Annotated in this window: 19 protein-coding genes; 9 read left to right on the top strand and 10 right to left on the bottom strand. The window is 73.3% G+C overall.

All coding sequences use genetic code 11. The features are described 5' to 3' along the window. Nucleotides 1-20: 20 nt before the first annotated feature. Complete coding sequence (locus T328_RS26615; protein ID WP_496498709.1) at nucleotides 21-1,451, bottom strand: gamma-aminobutyraldehyde dehydrogenase; 1,431 nt, start codon at nucleotides 1,449-1,451, stop codon at nucleotides 21-23. Nucleotides 1,452-1,568: 117 nt separating this feature from the next. Further along, nucleotides 1,569-1,724: a hypothetical protein gene (locus T328_RS26610; RefSeq protein WP_496498708.1), complete on the bottom strand. Its 156-nt coding sequence runs from the start codon at nucleotides 1,722-1,724 to the stop codon at nucleotides 1,569-1,571. 256 nt (nucleotides 1,725-1,980) lie between these two features. Here T328_RS26610 and T328_RS26605 point away from each other — a divergent pair, with 256 nt between their 5' ends. The 5 genes from T328_RS26605 to T328_RS26585 all read left to right on the top strand — a co-directional run bounded on the left by T328_RS26605 (nucleotide 1,981) and on the right by T328_RS26585 (nucleotide 7,171). Beyond that, on the top strand, nucleotides 1,981-2,217 hold the full coding sequence (locus tag T328_RS26605) for a GntR family transcriptional regulator (RefSeq protein WP_496498707.1): 237 nt from the start codon (nucleotides 1,981-1,983) through the stop codon (nucleotides 2,215-2,217). A 75-nt stretch (nucleotides 2,218-2,292) separates the two neighbouring features. Beyond that, complete coding sequence (locus tag T328_RS26600; RefSeq protein ID WP_496498706.1) at nucleotides 2,293-3,138, top strand: ABC transporter ATP-binding protein; 846 nt, start codon at nucleotides 2,293-2,295, stop codon at nucleotides 3,136-3,138. Continuing rightward, nucleotides 3,120-4,346, top strand: coding sequence for a hypothetical protein (locus T328_RS26595; protein ID WP_496498705.1), 1,227 nt, complete (start codon nucleotides 3,120-3,122; stop codon nucleotides 4,344-4,346). The genes T328_RS26600 and T328_RS26595 overlap by 19 nt, the downstream gene beginning before the upstream one ends. Nucleotides 4,347-4,849: 503 nt before the next feature. Continuing rightward, nucleotides 4,850-6,058 carry a serine hydrolase domain-containing protein gene (locus T328_RS26590; protein WP_496498704.1) on the top strand — a complete coding sequence of 403 codons (1,209 nt, stop codon included), beginning with the start codon at nucleotides 4,850-4,852 and terminating at the stop codon, nucleotides 6,056-6,058. Between the two features lie 9 nt (nucleotides 6,059-6,067). Then, nucleotides 6,068-7,171, top strand: coding sequence for an LOG family protein (locus tag T328_RS26585; protein WP_496498703.1), 1,104 nt, complete (start codon nucleotides 6,068-6,070; stop codon nucleotides 7,169-7,171). A 96-nt stretch (nucleotides 7,172-7,267) separates the two neighbouring features. Here the strand turns inward: T328_RS26585 and T328_RS26580 are convergent, their stop codons facing one another. The 4 genes from T328_RS26580 to rlmN all read right to left on the bottom strand — a co-directional run bounded on the left by T328_RS26580 (nucleotide 7,268) and on the right by rlmN (nucleotide 12,377). Next, complete coding sequence (locus tag T328_RS26580; protein WP_496498702.1) at nucleotides 7,268-8,296, bottom strand: ABC transporter ATP-binding protein; 1,029 nt, start codon at nucleotides 8,294-8,296, stop codon at nucleotides 7,268-7,270. Beyond that, nucleotides 8,296-9,900, bottom strand: a complete 1,605-nt coding sequence (locus T328_RS26575) for an ABC transporter permease (RefSeq protein WP_496498766.1) — start codon at nucleotides 9,898-9,900, stop codon at nucleotides 8,296-8,298. The genes T328_RS26580 and T328_RS26575 overlap by 1 nt, the downstream gene beginning before the upstream one ends. Nucleotides 9,901-10,037: 137 nt before the next feature. After that, nucleotides 10,038-11,096, bottom strand: coding sequence for a thiamine ABC transporter substrate-binding protein (locus T328_RS26570; RefSeq protein WP_496498701.1), 1,059 nt, complete (start codon nucleotides 11,094-11,096; stop codon nucleotides 10,038-10,040). Between the two features lie 162 nt (nucleotides 11,097-11,258). Continuing rightward, a complete protein-coding gene (rlmN, locus tag T328_RS26565) occupies nucleotides 11,259-12,377 on the bottom strand; it encodes a dual-specificity RNA methyltransferase RlmN (protein WP_496498700.1) in 1,119 nt (372 codons plus the stop codon). 29 nt (nucleotides 12,378-12,406) lie between these two features. On the opposite strand from rlmN, the gene T328_RS26560 reads away from it, so the two are divergent. The 4 genes from T328_RS26560 (at nucleotide 12,407) to T328_RS26545 (ending at nucleotide 18,725) form a co-directional block, all read left to right on the top strand. Next, nucleotides 12,407-13,186: a LysE family translocator gene (locus T328_RS26560; protein ID WP_496498699.1), complete on the top strand. Its 780-nt coding sequence runs from the start codon at nucleotides 12,407-12,409 to the stop codon at nucleotides 13,184-13,186. Nucleotides 13,187-13,420: 234 nt separating this feature from the next. Next, entirely contained in the window at nucleotides 13,421-14,692 is a 1,272-nt protein-coding gene (locus T328_RS26555) for an alginate lyase family protein (RefSeq protein WP_496498698.1), read from the top strand. A 49-nt stretch (nucleotides 14,693-14,741) separates the two neighbouring features. Further along, a complete protein-coding gene (locus T328_RS26550) occupies nucleotides 14,742-16,454 on the top strand; it encodes a sigma-70 family RNA polymerase sigma factor (protein ID WP_496498697.1) in 1,713 nt (570 codons plus the stop codon). 51 nt (nucleotides 16,455-16,505) lie between these two features. Continuing rightward, nucleotides 16,506-18,725: an autotransporter gene (locus tag T328_RS26545; protein ID WP_496498696.1), complete on the top strand. Its 2,220-nt coding sequence runs from the start codon at nucleotides 16,506-16,508 to the stop codon at nucleotides 18,723-18,725. Between the two features lie 130 nt (nucleotides 18,726-18,855). Here the strand turns inward: T328_RS26545 and T328_RS26540 are convergent, their stop codons facing one another. The 4 genes from T328_RS26540 to tsf form a co-directional block, all read right to left on the bottom strand. Further along, entirely contained in the window at nucleotides 18,856-19,788 is a 933-nt protein-coding gene (locus tag T328_RS26540) for a phosphatidate cytidylyltransferase (protein ID WP_496498695.1), read from the bottom strand. Nucleotides 19,789-19,859: 71 nt separating this feature from the next. Continuing rightward, nucleotides 19,860-20,417 carry a ribosome recycling factor gene (gene frr, locus T328_RS26535; protein WP_496498694.1) on the bottom strand — a complete coding sequence of 186 codons (558 nt, stop codon included), beginning with the start codon at nucleotides 20,415-20,417 and terminating at the stop codon, nucleotides 19,860-19,862. 98 nt (nucleotides 20,418-20,515) lie between these two features. Continuing rightward, entirely contained in the window at nucleotides 20,516-21,307 is a 792-nt protein-coding gene (gene pyrH, locus T328_RS26530) for a UMP kinase (protein WP_496498693.1), read from the bottom strand. A 134-nt stretch (nucleotides 21,308-21,441) separates the two neighbouring features. Then, nucleotides 21,442-22,275 (bottom strand): translation elongation factor Ts, encoded by an 834-nt coding sequence (gene tsf, locus T328_RS26525; protein WP_496498692.1) that lies wholly within the window; start codon nucleotides 22,273-22,275, stop codon nucleotides 21,442-21,444. Nucleotides 22,276-22,278 lie beyond the last annotated feature (3 nt).

Here is a 22,278-nt window from a genome sequence, read left to right as displayed (position 1 = left end):
CCGGCCGGCGGGAGCCGCGGTCAGAGCGCGGTCATCACGTGCTTGATGCGGGTGTAGTCGTCGAAGCCGTACGCCGAGAGGTCCTTGCCGTAGCCGGACTTCTTGAAGCCGCCGTGCGGCATCTCGGCGACCAGCGGGATGTGGGTGTTGATCCACACGCAGCCGAAGTCCAGCGACTTCGACAGCCGCATCGCGCGGCCGTGGTCCTTGGTCCACACCGAGGAGGCCAGCGCGTACCGTACGCCGTTGGCGAACGCGAGGGCCTGGTCCTCGTCGGTGAAGGACTGCACGGTGATGACCGGGCCGAAGACCTCGTTCTGGATGATCTCGTCGTCCTGCTGCAGCCCGGAGACGACGGTCGCGGCGTAGTAGTAGCCCTTGTCGCCGACCCGCCGGCCGCCGGCCTCGACGCGCGCGTGCGCCGGGAGCCGGTCGACGAAGCCGGCGACCCGGTCCAGCTGTGCGGAGTTGTTCAGCGGGCCGTAGAGCGCGTCCGCCTCGCCCGGCCCGGTCTTGGTGTCGGCGGCGGCCTTGGCGAGGGCGGAGACGAACTCGTCGTGGACGGACTCGTGGACGAGGACGCGGGTGGCGGCGGTGCAGTCCTGGCCGGCGTTGAAGTAGCCCGCGACGGCGATCTCCTCGACGGCCTTGGGGATGTCGGCGTCGTCGAAGACGATGACCGGCGCCTTGCCGCCCAGCTCCAGGTGCACCCGCTTGAGGTCCTTGGCCGCGCTGCCGGCGACCTCGGTGCCGGCCCGGACCGAGCCGGTGATGGAGGCCATGGCGGGGGTCGGGTGCTCGACCATCAGCCGGCCGGTGTCGCGGTCGCCGCAGACGACGTTGAAGACGCCCTTGGGCAGGATGCCGCCCATGATCTCGGCGAGCAGCACGGTGGCGGCGGGGGTCGTGTCGGAGGGCTTGAGCACCACCGTGTTGCCGGCGGCCAGCGCGGGGGCGAACTTCCAGATCGCCATCATCACCGGGTAGTTCCAGGGCGTGACCTGGGCGCAGACGCCGATCGGCTCGCGTCGTACGTACGAGGTGAGGCCGTCCATGTACTCGCCGGCGGACTTGCCCTCCAGCATGCGGGCCGCGCCGGCGAAGAACCGGATCTGGTCCAGCATCATCGGCAGCTCTTCCTCGCGGGTGAGCTGCAGCGGCTTGCCGGTGTCCTTGCACTCGGTCTCCAGCAGCTCGTCCGCCCGGGCCTCCAGGGCGTCGGCGATCTTCAGCAGCGCCAGCTGCCGGGCCCCGGGGGTGGCGTCCCGCCAGCCGGGGAACGCGGTCGCCGCGGCCTGCATGGCGGCGTCGACGTCGGCGGCGCCGGACAGGGGCGCGGTCGCGTAGACCTCCTCGGTGGCCGGGTCGATCACGTCCATGGTCCGGCCATCGGCGGCGTCCCGGAACTCCCCGTTGATGTAGTTGCGCAGACGGCGCGGTTCGCTGGTCACTGCGACCCTCCAGTTGTCGGTCCGCTGATGTGGCCCACCTTAACGGCGGGAGATTTGCCCGTCACGGAGCACCTGGACAGGAAGACTTCCGCCGCCGCGTCCGCACCCTCGTTCTACTCACGCCATCCTCTCCCCGCGCGCGTGCGCCACGTTGATCACGTCGCCGAGAGCCTCGCGCAACCTCACCACGACGAACTCGGCCTCGTCGGGGGTGCGCAGTTCGCCGACCATGTCCCTGGTGATGCTCAGCAGCGAGCGCGCGTTGTCGAGCATGCGGGATTCGGCGTCGTCCGCCGCCCGGTTCAGAGCCGCGCCACCGATGACGTACGCGGGTTTCCCGCCGTCCTCCAGCCACGGCAGGCGGCGGGGGTGTCGACAGGCTGGTCCATTTCGGTCACGCTCCGTTCGTGTCCGGCCACAGCCCCGGGTCGCGACAGCGACGCCGGAGCCCTTCGCCGTCCAGAGTAGCCGCAGCTATCCACGGTTATCTACGGATGCACGGTGATCCGTGGTCACCCACGCTGTGCGCATGGACCTCGACAGGACGCGCCCCGTCTGGAAGCAGATCGCCGCCGAGATCATCCGGCGCATCGAAGACGGCGAGTACGTGCCGGGGTCCCGCGTGCCTTCGGCACTGGAGCTGGCCCAAGAGTTCGGGGTGGTCAACGCCACGGCGGCGAAGGCGATGCGCGCCGTCCGCGAAGCCGGGTACACGCGCGGCGAGGTCGGCATGGGAACGTTCGTGGTGGACGACCCTCCCCGCTGAGCGCGCCTCCCCCGCCGAGCGCGGGCCCCACAGGTACGGTCAGTAGCGGACTGATCACATCTGTGAGGAGCGGTCGTGAGCGATGTGCTGGTTCTTGTCGCGCGTTCCCTGCACTACGCGCACGGAGGCACCCCGGCGCTCGCCGGCGTCTCCCTCGACGTCGCCCCGGGCGAGATCCTCGCCGTCACCGGCCCGCGCGGCAGCGGCAAGACGACGCTGCTGAAGTGCCTGTCCGGGCAGCTGCTGCCGCACCAGGGCGAGGTGTGGTTCAACGGCGGTCCCGTGCACACCCTGTCCGCCCGCGCCCGCGAGCGGCTGCGCCGGGACCGCTTCGGCTGGATCGGCACCCGCCCCGAGCTGGTCCCCGAGCTGACCGCCTGGGAGAACGCCGCGCTGCCGCTGCTGCTGGCCGGCGAGACGCACCGCGCGGCGCGGCGCACGGCGGTGGAGTGGCTGGAGCGCCTCGACGCCGGGGACGTCGCGCGGTGCCGGCCGGCGGCCCTGCCGCAGGAGCAGCGCCAGCGCGTCGCCATCGCCCGGGCGCTGGTGGCCGGCCCCGACGTGGTCTTCGCCGACGAGCCGACGGCGCCGCTGCGGCGCGCGGAGGGCGTGCAGGTGCTGCGAACGCTGGTGGCGGCGGCCCGCTCGCACGGGATGAGCGTCGTGCTCACCGGGCCGGAGGGCGACGCCGGCGTCACGGGGTCCGCGGACCGTACGTTCACGCTGCTCGACGGGCGCCGGGTGAACGAGGTGCGGTCGGGTGCGGCGGAGGTGCCGGGGTACCGGGACGGGGCCGGCGGGCCGGGCGCCGCGGGGCCGGCGGGTCCGGCGGAGGCGACCGGGGCCGCGGGGGGCGCCGGGGCCGGGGGACCGGAGGGGGCGGCGGAGAACTCGGAGGATTCGTGCTCAGTCTCCGCCTAGCCCGCGGCTCCCACCCCCTGGTCCTGCTGCGCCGGCTGCTCGTCGCCTGCGCCTCGGCCGGCGTCGGCTTCCTGCTCCTCGCCGCCCTGGGCCACGCCTCGCCGGAGCAGCTCGCCTGGTGCGCCGTGCCGCTGGCGGCCACCGTCCACTTCGCGGTCGCCGTGGCCCGTGCCGACCCGCACGCCAAGCCGTCGCCGGGGCTGTCCTCAGCCGGCTTCGGGCCGGCCGCGGCGCCGGTGGTCGCGGCGGCGACCACCGCCGTGTCGTGCCTACTGGGCAGCGCCGTGGCGCTGCTGTTCTTCCTGCACCTGCGCGGCGAGCTGTCGGGGCTGCCGTTCGACGGCGCCGCCGCCGCGCTGCTCGGTGCCGGCGGCCCCTTCCCCGTCGTCGGCGCGCTCACGCTGCTCGCCTGCGTGCCGGCGCTGGCCGCGGCGGCGAGCGCGGCGAGCCTGCGCCCGCGGCGTACGGCGGCGCAGGGCTCCGCCGCGGCGGCGGCACGGCTGCGGGCCCGGCGCGAGGCGGCGGACGCGGCCGGCACGGCCCCGGACGCACCGCCCCCGGCCGGCGCCGCCGGGGACGACCCGTCGATCCCCGCCGACCTGCCGTGGGGCACCGCGCTGGCGACGACGGGCCTGGCCCTCGGCGCGTACGCGGGCAGCTTCGCCGGCGCCGGCGACGGCGCCGCGCTGAAGCTGCCGCTGCCCGGCGGCTCCGGCGACGCGGCCCCCGCGGTCGTGGCGAGCTGGGCGCTGATCGCGGCCGGGCTGATCCTCGCCGGCCCGGGCGTCTTGCACCTGTGCGGCCGGCTGCTCTGCGCGCTGCGCCCGGGTGCGCTGCGGCTGCTCGCCGGGCGGGTGCTGCAGCAGGAGGCACGGCGCGTGGGCCGCCCGCTGGGCGCGCTGTGCGCGGTGGCGACGGGCGGGGTGCTGTGCACGCTGGTGTGGCCGGACGGCGACGATGCCCGGTCGCTGGGCCCGTTGACGGTGCTGGGTGCGGCGCTGGTGGTGGGCTGCGCGGTGGCGACGGTGTGGATGGCGGCGCTGGAGTCCCGGCGGGCCCGGGCCCAGACGACGACGGCCCTGCTGCGCCTGGGCGCCTCCCCCCGCCTGCTACGCCGCGCGGCCCTGGTGCGTACGACGGTGCTGCTGGCGGTCTTCGCCCCGCTGGCGGTGGCACTGGGCGAGCTGGCGTCCCTGCCGCTGCGCTAGGCGCGCGGACGCGCGGGCCGTACGACGGCGTCTGCGCGCCTTGCGGCTGCGCGAGGCGCCGGGATCGCACCGGCACGGCCGGCGATCGGCCGGTCACGAGGCGCCCGGGACCCCGCCCGCCGCCCGCTGCGCCCGGAACGGACGCGGGCCCGGTGCGATGCGACCGTGGCCGCGTACCGCCCGCCGCGCATGCGGCCGGGCCCGCCCGGGCCGGCGAGCGCGCCGCGCGCCTCCCGCCCTCTCGCCCGCCCCCGCCGCGGGCGGGCCCCCGGTCCCGCGCCGCCGGCCCTCCGCGAAGTCGCCGGGCCCGGCGACCGCGGGCGCACGCCTTCCGTTCCCCGGCCCGCTTCCGCCGGAGACCGGCGCCCCGCCGACCAGACCGCGCATGCGGCGCGGGCACCCCCCTCCCCCGCGCGAGGGACGCCCCCGTCCCCCGCCCGAGCGCGTGCGGTTCGCCCGGCCGCGTGACGACCCGCGGGCCGGCCGCTGCCTAGCCTCCCCGCATGACGACGTACGGAGACATCCCCGCCCGGCGCACCCTGGCCGCCCTTCTCGGGCTGCTGGTGCTCGCGACGCTGGCCGCGTGCGGGACAGACCGCGACCGGGACCGGGACCGGGACGGCGGCAACCCCGCCGGGGCGCGCACGCTGGGCCGTGCCGCCGGCCCGGCGGAGGACGACCCCGCGGCCCGCGCCGTGGAGAACTACCTCGACGAGGTCTGGCCCGAAGGCGCCCCCGGCACCGTCGTCGCCGCCCGCGGCGGCGACCTCGTCACCTGCTCCGGCCGGGGCCTCGCCGACATGGCGGACGGCCGCCGCGCCCGCTGCGGCACCGTCTACGACATCGCGTCGATGACCAAGCAGTTCACCGCCGCGGCGATCGTCAAGCTCCAGACCGAGGGCCGGCTGCGCACCACCGACCCCATCGGCCGGTACTTCGACCACGTCCCCGCCGACAAGCGCGGCATCACCCTGCACCACCTCCTCACCCACACCGCCGGCCTCCCCGAGGCCGTCGGCGACGACTACGACCCCCTCTCCCGCGACGAGTTGGTCGCCGCCGCCCTCGCCGCCCCCCTCGACTCCCCGCCCGGCGACACCTACGCCTACTCCAACACCGGCTACAGCCTCCTCGCCGCCGTCGTGGAGAAGGCGTCCGGCACCGACTACGAGGCGTACCTCGCCGACCGCCTCTTCCGCCCCGCCGGCATGACCGACACCGGCTACGTCCTGCCCGACTGGGACACCGGCCGCATCGCCACCGAGTACGACGACAGGGGCCGCCCGCAGGGCACCCCGCTGGACCACCCCTGGGCCGCCGACGGGCCGTACTGGAACCTCCGCGGCAACGGCGGCATGCTCTCCACCGCCCGCGACATGCTCCGCTGGCACAGCGCCCTGCTCGGCGACCGCGTCCTCGGCGACCACGCCAGGTCCCTGCTCTTCAAGCGGTACGTCTCCGAGGGCGAGGAGGGGGGCATCGAGTCGTTCTACGGCTACGGCTGGAGCATCCTCGACCTCGACGGTGGGCGCCTCGCCACCCACGACGGCGGCAACGACTGGTCCGGCGGCCGGGTCGCCCGCTACCTGGACGACGGCGTGCTGGTCTTCTGGATCAGCAACCACGTGGCGCGCGCCGGGCGGTGGGACGTCGCCGCCGAGGACCGGGAGCTGGTCACCGGAATCGCCGAACGGGTGCGCGCCCGCCCGTAGGGTGGGCGCATGCCGCACTCGCCGTTCGAGATCGAGTCCCTCGCCGAGTTCGACGCCGCCGTCGCCTCCGGCTCCATCAGCGGGTTCCGCGTGCAGTCCGTCGATCTGACGGACCGTACGCGCCTGCTGCTCACCGCCGACGTGCACGGCGCGGTGTTCCTCGGCTGCCCGATGGCCGAGGAGGCGGCGCGGCGCGTGCAGCGCGACGGCGCGCTGGTCTTCCCCGTCGTGCCGGATCTGCCGTTCGACCCGTACCGGGGCGCGCTGTACACCCCGGACGAGCTGTTCGCGGGCCTGGCGCGGGGGTACGAGCAGACGCCGGACGCCCGCTCGTACGCCTGGTTCCAGCGCACCCGCGCCGAGCACGACATCTTCGCCGCCGTGATACGGGGCATGCACGACGAGTCGATGTCCAACGCGCTGGACGAGCGGCTGCGCGCCGGCCGCCCGGTCGTCGGCGTCATGGGCGGGCACGCCCTGGAGCGCGGCGGCGACGGCTATGCGGGCGCGGCCCGGCTGGGCCGGGCGCTGGTGCGCGCCGGGTTCGACGTGGCCACCGGCGGCGGGCCGGGCGCGATGGAGGCGGCCAACCTGGGCGCGTACGGGGCGGAGTTCGACGACGCGACGCTGGAGGAGGCGGTGCGGATGCTGGGCAAGGCGCCGTCGTTCACTCCGTCGGTCGCGGAGTGGGCCCAGGCGGCGTTCGCGGTACGGGAGCGGTGGCCGGGCGGCGGCGACTCGATCGGCATCCCCACCTGGTTCTACGGGCACGAGCCGCCGAACGCCTTCGCGGGGCACATCGCGAAGTACTTCGCGAACGCGCTGCGCGAGGACGGGCTGCTGGCCCGCAGCACCGCGGGCGTGGTGTTCCTGCCGGGCGCGGCGGGCACGGTGCAGGAGGTCTTCGACGCGGCGACGCCCAACTACTACGAGTCGCGCGGCGAGCCGCGGCCGATGGTGCTGGTGGGCCGCGACCACTGGTCGGCGCGGCTGCCGGCGTGGCCGCTGCTGTCGGCGCTGGCGGCGGGGCGGTCGATGGCGCCGCGGATCGCGCTGGTCGACTCGGTGGCCGAGGCACCGGAGGCGCTGCTGCGGCTCGGTGCGGCGGGCTAGCCCGGCTCCGCCACGGGGGCGTGGCCCTCTGGGTTTCGGGAAGGGCGGGGTGGGGTCGGGGAACAGCCCGCACCCGGCGCCGGCCACCGCACCCTCTCACCCCTCCAGGACCACCACCTCCGACGGCTCGAACCCCACCCCCACCCGCTCCCCCACCTCCGGCGCACCCCGCAACGCCACCGGCGCCTCCAGCTCCGGCCCCCGCTCCGGCCGCAGCACCAGCACCACGTGCTCCCCCCGGAACGTCCGCCCCACCACCTCGCAGCCCAGCCCCGACCCCGCCGCCCCCACCCGCACCCCCGCGGGCCGCACCAGCAGCGACCGCTCCCCCGGCGCCGAAGCGGCAGCGACCCCCACCTTTCCCCACGGCGTGTCCGCCACCGACCCGCGCACCGTGCCCCGTACCACGTTCGCAAACCCCAGAAACCGCGCCACGAACTCGTCCGCCGGCCGCTCCCACACCTCCACCGGCGTACCGGTCTGCGCAACGCGCCCCTCGCGCATCACCACCACCCGGTCCGCCAGCGCGAACGCCTCCCCCTGGTCGTGCGTGACCGCCAGCACCGTCGTGCCCAGCCGCCCGAACAGCTGCCGCAGCTCCACCACCAGCCGCTCCCGCAGCGAGCGGTCCAGCTGCCCCAGCGGCTCGTCCAGCATCAGCAGCTGCGGCGACGGCGCCAGCGCCCGCGCCAGCGCCACCCGCTGCTGCTCCCCGCCGGACAGCGCGCCCACCGCCCGCCGCTCCGCTCCGGGCAGCCCGACGAGCGCCAGCAGTTCGGCGACCCGTTCCCGGGCCGCCGCCCGCGAGGCCCCGTGCATGCGCAGCCCGAAGGCCACGTTCCCGCCCACGTCCCGGTGCGGGAACAGCTGCTGGTCCTGGAACATCAGCCCCACCCCCCGCCGGTGCGCGGGCACCCCCGCGAGGTCCCGCCCGCCGAGCAGCACCCGCCCGGCGGCCAGGACGTCGGCGGGGGGCAGTCCGGCCACGGCCCGCAGCAGCGTGGACTTGCCGCTGCCGCTGGGCCCGAGCACGCTGACGATCTCGTGTTCGGCGACGTCGAGGTCGATCCCGTCGACCGCCGTGCGGTCGCCGTAGCGTACGGTCACGTCGTCGATGACGAGCATCAGAACTCTCCCGCCTGGTTCTTGCGGACGCGCTCCAGCAGCAGCAGCGCCGCCGCGCACACGGCCATGAGGATGGTGCTCAGCGCCATCGCCTGCCCGTAGTTGGTCTCGCCGGCGCGCCCCAGCAGCCGCGCCACGGCGACGGGCAGCGTGGGCCGGTCGGGCCCGGCGATGAAGACGGTCGCGCCGAACTCGCCGAGGGAGACGGCGAAGGCGAAGCCGGCGGCGACGAGCACGGCCCGCCACACCAGCGGCAGGTCGACCTCCCGCCAGGCCCGCAGCGGGGAGGCGCCGAGGACGGCGGCGGCCTCCCGCAGCCGGTCGTCGACGGCGCGGAGCACGGGCAGCATGGTCCGTACGACGAACGGCACGCCGACCAGCGCCTGCGCGAGCGGCACGAGGATCCAGGAGGATCTGAGGTCGAGCGGCGGGGTGTCGAGGGCGATGAGGAAGCCGAAGCCGACGGTGACGGCGGAGGTGCCGAGCGGCAGCATCAGCAGCGCGTCGAAGCCGCGGACGAAGGGCCCGGCGCGGCGGGTGACGGCGGCGGCGGCGAGGCCGCCGACGACGACGGCGATGACGGTGGCGACGGCGGCGTAGGCGAGGGAGTTGCCGACGGCTTCGAGCGGCGGGACGGCGAAGGTGCCGTCGCTTTCCTGCAGTGCGCGGTAGAAGCCGAGGCCGTGGCCGCCGGGGGTGGCGAAGGAACGGTCGACGAGGACGGCGAGGGGGGCGAGGAGCAGCACGGCGACGACGGCGAGGACGCCGCCGAGGAGGGCGCGTTCGCCGGCGCCGCGGGGGCGGCGGGCGGTGGTCTCGGGGGCGACGAGGCGCAGCGCGGTCTCCTGGCGGCGTACGGTCCACGCGTGCAGGGCGAGGACGGCGGCGACGGCGGCGAGTTGCAGGAGGGTGAGGACGGCGGCGGTGGGCAGGTCGAGGAAGTCCGCGGTCTGGCGGTAGATCTCCACTTCGAGGGTGGCGTAGTAGGGGCCGCCGAGGATCTGGATGATCCCGAAGGAGGTGAAGGTGAAGAGGAAGACCATGAGGGCCGCGGCGGCGACGGCGGGGCCGAGCGCGGGCAGGGTGACGTGCCGCCAGGCGGCGAGGCGGCCGGCGCCGAGGACGCGGGCGGCTTCCTCCTGGCGGGGGTCGAGCTGGGACCACAGGCCGCCCACGGTCCGTACGACGACGGCGAAGTTGAAGAAGACGTGGGCGAGGAGGATGGCCCAGACGGTGGTGTCGAGGCGTACGCCCCACCAGCCGTCGAGGACGCCGCCGCGGCCGAGGAGGGCGAGGAACGCGGAGCCGACGACGACGGTGGGCATCACGAACGGCACGGTGACCAGGGCGCGCAGGAGGTGTTTGCCGGGGAAGTCGAAGCGGGCGAAGACGTACGCGGCGGGCAGTGCGAGGACGAGGGTGAGGCCGGTGGAGGCGGCGGCCTGCCAGAGCGTGAACCACAGGACGCCGAGGATGTCGGGGTCGCCGAGGACGTCGGAGATGCGGCCGAGCTGCCAGCCGCCGTTCTCGCGCAGGCCGCGGGCGACGATGGCGCCGACGGGGTAGGCGAAGAACACCGCGAAGAAGGCGGCGGGGACGGCCATGAGCGCGAGCCGCCCGGCGGCCCCGCGGAGCCGGCGGCGGCGCGAGCCGCCCCCGGCTCCGGGTCCGCGGCCGTCTTCGCGGCCGTCTTTCGAGCCGCCATCGGGGCCGGCTTCGGGGCCGCGGCCCGCGGCGCGGGTTACTTCACGACCAGCGAGGTCCACGTCTTGATCCACTGCTCCCGGTTGTCGTCGATGTCCGCCGGGTCGAGGGTGTGCGGGTCGTCGATCTCCTCGCCGTAGCGGGTGAACACCTCGGGCAGCTCGGTGTTCTCGCGCGCGGGGTGGACGAACATCTGCAGCGGCATGTCCTTCTGGAACCGCTCGCCGATGAGGAAGTCGATGAGGGCCTTGCCGCCTTCGGTGTTGCCGGCGTTGGTCAGCAGCCCGGCGAACTCGATCTGGCGGAAGCAGGTGCCGGTGGCCACGCCGGTGGTGGCTTCCTTCGGCTTGGACTCCATGTCGAGGACGGGCGGGCTGGAGGCGTACGAGACGACGAGCGGCTTGTCGCCCTTGCCGGCGCCGGAGAAGCGCTCGTAGTAGGCCTGCTCCCAGCCGTCGACGACCTCGACGCCGTTGTCGCGCAGCTCGCTCCAGTAGTCCTCCCATCCCTCGTCGCCGTACTCGTCGGCGGTGGCGAGGAGGAAGGCCAGGCCCGGGGAGGAGGTGGCGGCGTTCTCGGTGACGAGGAGGTCCTCGTAGCGGGGGTCGGTGAGGTCGTCGAGGGTCTCGGGCGGGTCGAGGTTCTTCTCCTCGAAGTACGCGCGGTCGTAGTTGACGCACACGTCGCCGTAGTCGACGGGGGTGACGCGGTGCTCGCCGGCGTCGAGCTGCAGTTCCTTCGGGATGCGGTCGAGGCCCTTCGCCTCGTACGGGGTGAAGATCCCGTTGTCGAGGCCGCGGGAGAGCAGGGTGTTGTCGATGCCGAAGAAGACGTCGCCCTGGGGGTTGTCCTTGGACAGGACGGCCTGGTTGACGGCGGAGCCGGCGTCCTTGCCCCTGAGGACGTCGACCTTGTACCCGGACTGCCTCTCGAACGCCTTCAGCACGTCGTCGGAGGCGGCGAAGGAGTCGTGGGTGACGAGGGTGACGCTCTTGTCGTCCGACCCGGACCCGGATCCGTCGCCGGAGTCCGAGCCGCAGGCGGCCAGGCCGAGGGCGAGGGACGCGGCCAGGGCGGTGGTGACGATGCGCTTCATCGGGCTGCTTTCGTGGCGGCGGGCAGCCCGGGCAGCAGCGGAGTGTCGACCGAACTTCCTACCCAGAATGACCTGGGCGAGGTTCGAGGGTCTGCGGCCTGGACGGTGCCGCACTCTCAGCGCTGCGAGCGCTCCCCTGTCGGTGTGTACACCTGAACGGTATCAGGCGGGGGTCTCGGCCGCGGATGCCGCGAGCTGCCCGCAGGCGCCCTCGATCTCCTGGCCGCGGGTGTCCCGCACGGTCACGGGCACGCCGTGGGACTCCAGCGCGGCGACGAACGCCCGCTCGTCCTCGGGCCGGGAGGCGGTCCACTTGGAACCGGGAGTGGGGTTGAGGGGGATGAGGTTGACGTGTGCGCGGCGGCCCTTGAGGAGGCGGCCGAGGAGGTCGGCGCGCCAGGCCTGGTCGTTGATGTCCCTGATCAGCGCGTACTCGATGGAGACGCGGCGGCCGGAGCGGGCGGCGTACTCCCATGCGGCGTCGAGGACCTCGCGGACCTGCCAGCGGGTGTTGACGGGCACGAGGGTGTCGCGCAGCTCGTCGTCGGGCGCGTGCAGGGAGACGGCGAGGCGGCACTTCAGGCCCTCGTCGGCGAAACGGTGCATGGCGGGGACGAGGCCGACGGTGGAGACGGTGATGCCGCGCTGGGAGAGGCCGAGGCCGTCGGGCTCGGGGTCGGTGAGGCGGCGTACGGCGGCCAGGACGCGGTTGTAGTTCGCCAGCGGCTCGCCCATGCCCATGAAGACGATGTTGGACAGCCGCGCCGGCCCGCCGGGGACCTCGCCGTCGCGCAGCGCGCGCATGCCGTCGACGATCTGGTGGACGATCTCGGCGGTGGACAGGTTGCGGGTGAGCCCGGCCTGGCCGGTGGCGCAGAAGGGGCAGTTCATGCCGCAGCCGGCCTGGGAGGAGATGCACATGGTGACGCGGTCGGGGTAGCGCATGAGCACCGACTCGACGAGCGTGCCGTCGAAGAGCCGCCAGAGGGTCTTGCGGGTGGTGTCGCCGTCGCAGCTCAGGTGCCGTACGACGGTCATCAGCTCGGGCAGCAGGCCCTCGGCGAGCTTGGCGCGGGACCCGGCCGGCACGTCGGTCCAGCCGGCCGGGTCGGTGGCGTAGCGCGCGAAGTAGTGCCGCGACAGCTGCGCGGCCCGGAACGGCTTCTCGCCCAGCTCCGCTACGGCCTCGCGGCGCTCGGCGGGGGTGAGGTCGGCGAGGTGCCGCGGCGGCTTCTCGGCACCACGGGGGACGGCGAAGGTGAGCTCTCCTGGCTTGGGCATAGCCGTACCAGTGTCGCAGACGGATCCCCGTGACCTGCACCCGCAGGCTCGCATCACGGTCGTCCGCCGTCGTTGCTGATCGTCGCCGCGCGCGCTATGTCATGCCTGCGTCAGGCACAGCTTTCAGAGTCGCGCTTATTCGGTTGTCCAGCCGAGGTGTCAGGCGAGAGGGTCATCGAGTGCCTGTTGATCCCGACCTGCTCGCCGTGTTCACGGTGACCACCATCGTCGCCCTGGTCACGCCGGGGCCGGACATGCTGTTCGTGCTCGGATGCGGCATGCGAGGCGGGGCCCGCGCCGGACTGCTGGCCACCCTGGGTGTGATCACGGGGGATGCGCTGTACATCGTCGCGGCTGCCGCCGGTCTCGCCGTCCTGCTGACGACGTTCCCGATCGTGTTCACGGTGCTACGGTTCGCCGGGGCCGCCTACCTGATCTATCTCGGCGTCCAGATGATCCGCCAACGCAAGAACGGACAGGCCGACGATACGCCCGCCGGTGGAATGCCGGGACGGCGCGCCTTCCTCAACGGCGTGGTGTCCTCGGCCGCCAACCCGCAGACGTTCACGTTCATGGTCGCCTTCCTGCCCCAGTTCATCGACCCGGCGGCGGGCCCGGTCTGGATGCAGTTCGTCGTCCTCGGCGGCGTCCTGATCGTCTTGGAGTTCCTCGCCGACGGGACGGTCGGCGTCCTGGCCGGACGGATCGGTGACCGGCTGCGCGAACGGCAGGCAGCGCGGCGCCGGATCGACGCCGCGACCGGGACCGTGTTCATCGGTCTGGGTGTCCGGCTGGCGGCCGAACGCTGACAGGGCTGACAGGACAGTCACGGTCCGGGGGTTTCGAAGACCGCCGGGTCGCCGAAACTGACCGGCACGCCGGGGTTCAGGCGGCGGGGCGTAACCGGTCGTCGTCGGGGGACGGCTCCGTCCGTGGACCGGCAGGAGCGCGGAAAAGTGTTATCGCGGGCTTGCTCCCTGCGTCACCAGTAACGGGTGCGCCGCTGGGCGCGCTCCCCCCTCCCCCACGCACAGGAGCCGTACATGGGTCACCGCAACGCACACCGCATAAGCCGCCGCAGCGTCCTGCAGATCGCCGGAGGGGTTGCCGCGGCCGGGGCCGTGGGCGGCGGAGCCGCCGCCTTGAGCGGCGGCTCCGCCGGCGCCGCGACCGAGGCCGGGGCCAAGCCGCTCGCCTTCACCCACCCGGGCGCGCTGCACGCCCAGGAGGCGTTTGACCGGATGGCGGAGCGGGTGGCCGCGGGCGACGAGCCGTGGCTGTCGGGCTGGAACCGGCTCACCGCCAACACGCACTCCGCGGCGGGCTGGGTGCCCAACCCGCAGGAGATGATCATCCGCGGCTCCGGTGGCGTAGGGCCGGAGAACTACCCGATCCTCTACAACGACATCCACGCCGCGTACCAGAACGCGCTGCGCTGGAAGATCACCGGAGACACCGCCCACGGCGACACCGCGCGGGACATCTGCAACGCGTGGTCGGAGACGATGACGTCCATCGACGCCACTCCCTCCGACTCGCGCCTCGCCTCGGGCATCTACGGGTACCAGTTCGCCAACGTCGGCGAGATCATCCGCGACTACGAGGGCTTCGACCTGGTCCGGTTCCAGGACCTGATGCAGAACGTCTTCTACCCGCTGAACTCCGACTTCCTGGTCCGGCACAACGGCACCTGCGACTCCCATTACTGGGCCAACTGGGACCTGTGCAACATGGCCTCGATCATGGCGATCGGGATACTGCGCGACGACCAGGCCCAGTTCGACGAGGCGGTGGACTACTTCCACAACGGCGCGGGCAACGGCGCGCTCGCGAACGCGATCCCCTTCGTCTACGACTCCGTCGACGGCCACGCCCTCGCCCAGTGGCAGGAGACCGGGCGCGACCAGGGGCACAGCATCATGGGCATCGGTCTGATGGGCACCCTATGCGAGATGGCCTACAGTCAGGGCGTCGACCTCTACGCTGCGGACGACTTCAGGTTCCGCAAGGCGTGCGAGTACGTGGCCCGCTACAACCTCGGCCATGACGACGTCCCGTACACCACCTACAACAACTGCGACAACGTGAACCAGACCGTCCCCGGCTCCGGTGGCCGCGGCCAAGCCCGCCCGGTCTGGGAGCGGGTCTTCCATCACTACTGGGGCCGGCTGGAGCAGGACTGCCCGAACATGCTGGAGACGGTCCACGCCAACTCCCCGGAGGGCGGCGGCGGCGACTACGGCGGCAACAGCGGCGGCTTCGACGAGCTGGGCCATGGCACGCTCGCGTACGTCGACCGCCTGACGGGCGGATGACACCAGCCCCGCCGCGGCTGCGGCGGGTCCGGTAACGCGAGGAGTGACGGTGGAGGCCCGTGAGTGGCGCGCGGTCATCACGGCCGCGCAGGCCGGGGACCGAGAGGCGATGGAACGGCTGGTGGCCGGCTGGCTGCCGCTGGTCTACAACATCGTCGGACGGGCGCTGGGCGGCCATGCCGACGTCGACGACGTCGTCCAGGAGACGATGCTCCGCGCCGTCGACCAGCTCCCCGCGCTGCGCGACCCGGACAGCTTCCGCTCCTGGCTGGTCGCGATCGCGATGCGGCAGATACGCGACCGGGCACGACGCCGGGAGCGGCAGGCCGGCGCGGCCCGCGCGACGGCTGCCCTCCCGGCCGAGGCCGTCGACTTCGCCGAGGCCACCGTGCTGCAGCTGCAGTTGGAGGGCCAGCGGCGCGAGGTCGCCGAGGCGGCCCGCTGGCTGGATGAGGACGACCGGCAGCTGCTCTCCCTGTGGTGGCTGGAGGTGGCCGGCGAGCTGAGCCGACGCGACCTCGCCTCGGCGCTCGGCGTCAGCCGGGCGCACGCCGGCGTGCGCGTGCAGCGGATGAAGGAGCGGCTGGAGACGGTGCGCGGCATCGTCCGCGTGCTGGCCGAGGCGAACGATCCGCACCGCGCCGACTGCGACGGCCTGCGTGCCCTGCTCGATCGCTGGGACGGACGGCCCGGCTCCGTCTGGCGCAAGCGGCTGGCCCGGCACATCCGCGGCTGTGCCCGGTGCGCCGCACCGCGCGCGGAGATCGTGCCGGCGGAGCGGCTGCTGGTGGGCCTGGCCCTGGTGCCGCTCCCGGCGGGGTTCGCGATATCCCTGGCGCTGGGCGGCAAGACCACGGCCGCCGCGGCGGGTGTCGGCTGGTCGGCCAAGGCGCTCGCGGCACTCGGCAAGCCCGCGGCGGCGGTCACGGCCGGGGTGACGCTCGCCGCGGGCGGCACGGCACTGTACGTCTACGAGCGGCCCGCGGACCCCCCGCCCCGGGCCACCGCCCCCTCGGCCCCGGCCTCGCCTACGTCCCGGCCGGCCATCCCGCCGCCGACGAGCGCGCCCCCGTCCGCCTCGCCGTCCGCCCGGCCGAGCACCACGACCCCGACGGCCACTCCCGCCGCCCGCTACGGCAGCGTGGTCGACGCCGTCGACGCCGCACCCGATCCCGACCAGCCGCCCGGCCCGCTGCCCCGTCGGCCGGAACGGGAGGTGACCAGCACCGTCGCACCTGACTTCACCCTCACCCACCGCGGGGAGAGCGCGACCCTGCGCGGCACGGGCTATCTTCTGGTCCGCTGGCAGATCGTGACCGCCGAACCCGGCGGCCACCTGACCATGCCCACCTGGATCGGCCTGGAGGGCAGGCTCTTCCACGTGGCCTCAGGCGGCGGCCGGCGCATGGACGACGCCGTGCCGGGCGGAGCCGGCGAGACCTGGATGGAGTCACCCGAGATCGGCAGCACGGCGCTGCCCGAGGGCACACAGCAGATGTGGCAGAACGAGTTCTTCTGGCTCGACGGCGAGGTCACCTTCCACCAGAACGAGAACGGCGAGGACTACAACGTCTTCGTCCAGCCGACGGACCGCGACTCCATCGTGCGCGACCTCCGCACCGCGCCGGACCCGGCGACGGGCATCGTCCGCTACGGCCTCGTCCGCGACACCGGCGACAACCGCACCCCTGTGCCGCAGTACCTCACCCGCGCCCGCCCCGCCGACCCGGCCGCCGTCCCGCGGCACTCCCGCGTCGCGTAGCGGGACATCGGGACGGCAGGGCAGGCGACAACGATGAAGAGGAGCACGGCTGTGGCACCCGCGACACCGGTGAAGGACCCGACGGGACGGGGGCACGCGCTCCGCGGCCGGGCGGCGGCGCTGCTCGCCGTCCTGGGGGTGCTGGTCTCGCCGGCGCTGCCGTGGCACAGCGCGCACGCTGCGGGCGGCAGCGGTGACATCACCGCCGAGGTCCTGGCGGGCCGCGACGTCACGCTGACCGGCGACGCCGTGGTGAACGTCCCGGCCGGGACCACCACCTACGAGGGCGTCATCAGGGGCGAGGGCACGCTGCGGATCAGCGGCACCGGCACCCTGATCCTCACCAGGGACAGCGACTTCACCCTGCCGGAGGCGCGGCAGCGGCAGTCCGTGCAGGTCCGGGGCGGCAACCACCCGTATGTAACGGTCAGCAACCCCGACCCGCCCGCCGTCATCGTCGACCGGGGCGCCACACTCCAGTACGGGAACGGCGGCGGCAGCGGGCTGATCGGCAGCTTCCCGTACGACACCCCCGGCTTCGCGCTCAACCGGAACAACATCCGCGTCGACGGCACCCTGCGGCTGTCGCTGGTGCGCACCTTCAACGTCGGCACCCTCAGCGGCTCCGGCCTTGTCACCCAGCCCCGCTTCCTGTGGGGGAAGCTCCAGCTGGCCGGGACCCATCCGTTCTCCGGTGTGATCGACAACGGCACGCAGATGGACGCCGGGGCGCCGGAGTTCCCGGCGTCGCTGCCGAACGCCCGCGCCGTCCTCAACCAGGGCACCTGGACCGTCGACACCCCACTGGGCCAGACGGTCACGCTGCGGCAGAACTTCTACCAGCGCGAGTACGGCAGCGACATCAACGTCCAGTCCCGGCCGGGCAGCAAGGTGGTACTGACCGGCCAGTACAGCCACACCGACCAGGGCGGCGACACCGACCCCACGCTCAGCGACCCGGGAATCAACTGGCGCCCGCTGGCGAAGAACGTCAACAAACGCGGCACCAACATCAAAGGCGCGAACGTCCAGTGGGGCGACGGCACCACCCACGAGATCTTCATGCCCGGCACCGCCGAGACCGTCTACATCAACCTGCTGGCGGCCAGGTCCCGTTCCACGCTCACCTTCGCCTACGACGGTCCGGTGACGCTGGGCGCACCGATCGGCGGCGGCGTGTTCCACGACACGCTGTCCGCCCCGGGCCAGGGCGACATCGTCGTCAAGGGCGTCGACGGCAACGATGTCACCTTCGCCGCCGACCAGTACTACGACGGCTCCACGACCATCGAGAAGGGCGCCACGCTCCGGCTCGGCAGCGGGCAGCCCGGCGGGGACGGCAGCCTGCTGACCGACGCCGGGCTGTACCAGGTCGTCAACGACGGCTCGCTGACGGTGCAGAACACCGACGCACCGGTCTCACTGTCGAAGATCAGCGGCAGCGGCTCCCTCACCCAGGCCGGCGCGGCCACCACGCGCCTGACCGGGGCACTGTCCTACACGGGCCCGACGAAGGTCACCCGGGGCACCCTCGCCCTCATCGGGGGCAGCCTGAAGTCGAGCCGCGCGGTGTCGCTCACCGAGGAGGGCACCGAGCTGGACCTGACCGGGACCGGTGACCAGACGCTGCGGAACGTCAGCCTGGTGAAAGGCGCCACGGTCCGCTACGGAGACGACGCGACGCTGACCGTCTCCGACACCCGCCCCCGCACCACGGGCAGCGGCCTGTCCGGCACCTTCCAGGGCGGGACCCTGCGGGCCACCGGGAGCATGACCGGGGCGATCACCGTCAAGGGCGACTACTCCCAGACCCGGGACGCACACCTCACCACCCGGGCCGACGGCAAGCCGCTGCACGTCACCGGCATGGTGACGCTCGCCGGAGAGCTGAAGATCGACCCGAAGGCAAAGCCGCCCGCGGGAGGCAGAGAGACGGTGCTGATCTCCAACTCCGGCTCCGACAAGGTCTCCGGCATCTTCGCCGGTCGCAGGGAGGGCGTAAAGGTGAAGGTGGCCGGCGACGCATACGCCCTCACCTACCGGGGCGGCGACGGCAACGACGTCGCGCTGGTCCGCACGGACCCCCCGGAGACGGACGCTGCCACCGGTGATCGGCCGGCGGCGGCACCGTCGAGCACGACCGCCGACTCGTCCGGCGGCTTCCTCTCGCCCTGGCGCACCGTCGCCCTCGCCGCCGCGACCCTGGCCGCCGCGGCGTTCGCCCTGCGGCTCTTCCGCAGCCCGCGCCGCGGCAGGCACCGCGTCCACTGACGACTCTGCCCCGGAGATCACGCTCGACGGCGCCGGCCACGCCGGCCCACCAAGCCGCCGCCACGTCATATGGCGGAACCAGCACACTTACCAGCTCGCCCCTCGCCGACACTCCGGGAGCCGACGGTGGTCAGCCAGCGCCCACGAAGATCACCATCAGCAGCCACACCACGGGCGCCGTCGGCAGCAGCGAGTCGAGCCGGTCCATGATGCCGCCGTGGCCGGGGAGCAGCGTGCCCATGTCCTTGATGCCGAGGTCTCGTTTGATCATCGACTCGGCCAGGTCGCCGAGGGTGGCGCTGGCGGCTGCCGCGGCGCCGAGCAGGAGGCCCTGCCACCAGCGGCCGTCGTCGACGAGGAACTCCATGCACAGCGCGCCCGCCGCCATCGCGAAGGCCAGCGCGCCGGCCAGGCCCTCGCGGGTCTTGCCGGGGCTGATGCGCGGGGCGAGCTTGTGGCGGCCGAACTTGTAGCCGACGGCGTACGCGCCGGTGTCGCTGATCACCGTGAGGATGAGGAACGTCAGCACCCGCTGCGGGCCGTCGTCGTCCGCGGCGAGCATCAGCGCGACGAAGGTGGCGAGGAAGGGCACGTAGAACGCGGCGAAGACGCCGGCGGTGATGTCGCGGAGGTAGTCCTCCGCGGGGCCCTTCAGCCGCCAGACGGGGACGGCCAGCGCGGTGAGCGCCAGCGCCGCCCCGGCGCCGTCGGCGCCGCGCGCGTACCCGGCGACGACCGTGGCCACGCCGCCGAGCACCAGCGGCACCAGCGGCGTACGGATCCCGCGGCACTCCGCCAGCCGCGACGTCAGCTCCCACAGCCCGACCGCGACGGCGGCGGCGATGACTCCGACGAACAGCACTTTCACGACGAACAGCGTGGCCAGCACGACCGCGCCGAGACCGAGCCCGACGCCTATGGCGGCACCGAGGTCCCGGCCGCCGCGGCGCCGTCGGGGGGCGGGCGGCGGCGCGGAAGAGGCGCCGTCCGGGACGTGCGGCTCCCCTGAGGGACCTGGGGAGGGGTCGTCGGCAGGGGCGTCGTCGCCGGGCACGGTGGGCATGCGCGGAGTCTGCGCCCTTTCACCCCCGCCGTACACGGGACCCGCCGGGGCCCCCCTGGAGGAGTCGTTCATCAGACCTCGAGCAGCTCTGCTTCCTTGTGCTTGAGCAGCTCGTCGACCTGAGCCACGTACTTGTGGGTGGTGTCGTCGAGCTCCTTCTCGCCGCGGCGGCCCTCGTCCTCGCCGACCTCGCCGTCCTTGATGGCCTTGTCGATGGTCTCCTTCGCCTTGCGGCGCACGGAGCGGATGGCGATCCGCGCGTCCTCGCCCTTGGCCTTGGCGACCTTGATGAACTCCTTGCGGCGCTCCTCGGTGAGCTGCGGGAAGACCACCCGGATGATGTTGCCGTCGTTGGAGGGGTTGACGCCGAGGTCGGAGTCGCGGATCGCCTGCTCGATGTTGCGCAGGGCGCTCTTGTCGAACGGTGTCACCACCGCCATCCGCGGCTCCGGCACCGAGAACGACGCCAGCTGGTTGATGGGGGTCTGCGCCCCGTAGTAATCCGCCGTGATCTTGTTGAACATCGCCGGATGGGCCCGCCCGGTGCGGATCGCGGCGAAGTCGTCCTTGGCGACCACGACGGCCTTCTCCATCTTCTCCTCGGCTTCGAGGAGGGTCTCTTCGATCACCACTGGCTCCTGGTCTCTTCTGTGAGCGGACGGGGGTTGCGCCCCGCCGCCCGTACCATGCCTGCACGGTGTCCGACCGGCAGGCCGTTGTCCATCCCTCAGACCCGGCTGCCGTGCGCGCTCACGAGCGTACCGATCTTCTCACCCCGCACCGCCCGGGCGATGTTGCCCTCCTTCAGCAGCTCGAAGACGAGGATCGGCAGCTCGTTGTCGCGGCACAGGGTGACGGCCGTGGCGTCGGCGACCTTGAGGTCGCGGGTGATGACCTCGCCGTATTCGAGGGCGTCGAACTTCACCGCGTCCGGATTCTTCTTGGGGTCGGCGTCGTAGACCCCGTCGACGCCGTTCTTGCCCATGAGCAGGGCCTCGGCGTGGATCTCCAGGGCGCGCTGCGCGGCCGTGGTGTCCGTCGAGAAGTAGGGCATGCCCATGCCGGCGCCGAAGATGACGACGCGGCCCTTCTGCATGTGCCGGATGGCGCGCAGCGGAATGTACGGCTCGGCGACCTGGCCCATGGTGATCGCGGTCTGCACGCGGGAGTCGATGCCTTCCTTCTCCAGGAAGTCCTGCAGGGCGAGGCAGTTCATCACCGTGCCGAGCATGCCCATGTAGTCGGAGCGGGCCCGGTCCATGCCGCGCTGCTGCAGTTCGGCGCCGCGGAAGAAGTTGCCGCCGCCGATCACCACCGCGATCTCGTATCCGTCGCGTACGACGGCGGCGACCTCGCGGGCGATCGCGTGCACGACGTCCGGGTCGACGCCGAGATCACCGCCGCCGGAGAACGCCTCGCCGGACAGCTTCAGCAGGAAGCGTGCGCTGTCCTTCTTCGTGTGGTGGCCGTGGTCCGCCTTCTCGTGGTGGCCGTGGTCCGCGTCGGCGTCCTCGTTCATGATGTCTCCTCGTGCGCATGCGAAGGAGGCCATCGCCGTGGGGTTCTCATCCACCCGTTCCCGGCCATGGCCTCCTCGTCACTTCCGCGGCCCGGCGGCGGTCCCCCGCACCGGCCCGCTACAACTCAACCCGCTCAGGCGCCGACGCGGATGCGCGCGAAGCGGGTCACCTGCACGCCCGCCTCACCGAGCACCTTCTGCACCGACTTCTTGTTGTCCTTGGCGAACGGCTGGTCCAGCAGCACGTTCTCCTTGAAGAAGCCGTTCACGCGGCCCTCGACGATCTTCGGCAGGGCGGCTTCCGGCTTGCCCTCCTCGCGTGAGGTGGCCTCGGCGACGCGGCGCTCGCTCTCCACCGTGTCGGCCGGGACGTCGTCGCGGGACAGCCAGCGCGGCGCGAAGGCGGCGATGTGCTGCGCCGCCTCCTTGGCCGTCTGCGGGTCGGCCTTGTCCAGCTCGACGAGCACACCGACCTGCGGCGGCAGGTCCGGCATGGTGCGGTGCATGTACGTGCCGACGTAGGCGCCCTCGAAGCGCGCGAAGCGGTCGAGGACGATCTTCTCGCCGAGGGAGGCGTTGGCCTCGTCCACGTACGTCTGGACGGTCCTGCCGTCGATCTCGGAGGCGAGCAGCGCCTCCAGGTCGGCGGGCTTGGTGGCCGCGACGTGTTCCGCGAGCGCGTTGGCGACGGCGAGGAACTTGTCGCCCTTGGCGACGAAGTCGGTCTCGCACTTCAGCTCCAGCAGGACGCCGGAGGAGTTGTCGTCGGCGATCAGGGAGACGACGGCGCCGTTCTCGGCGGAGCGGCTCTCGCGCTTGGCAACGCCCTTCTGGCCCTTGACGCGGAGCAGCTCCACGGCCTTGTCGACGTCGCCCTCGGCCTCTTCCAGCGCCTTCTTGCAGTCCATCATGCCGGCGCCGGTGAGCTCCCGGAGCTTCTTGACGTCGGCGGCGGTGAAGTTCGCCATGAT

This window comes from Streptomyces sp. CNX435 (genome assembly GCF_059570575.1).
Note: the sequence above shows the minus strand (reverse complement) of the source record. Positions and strands in the feature narration are given on the sequence as shown.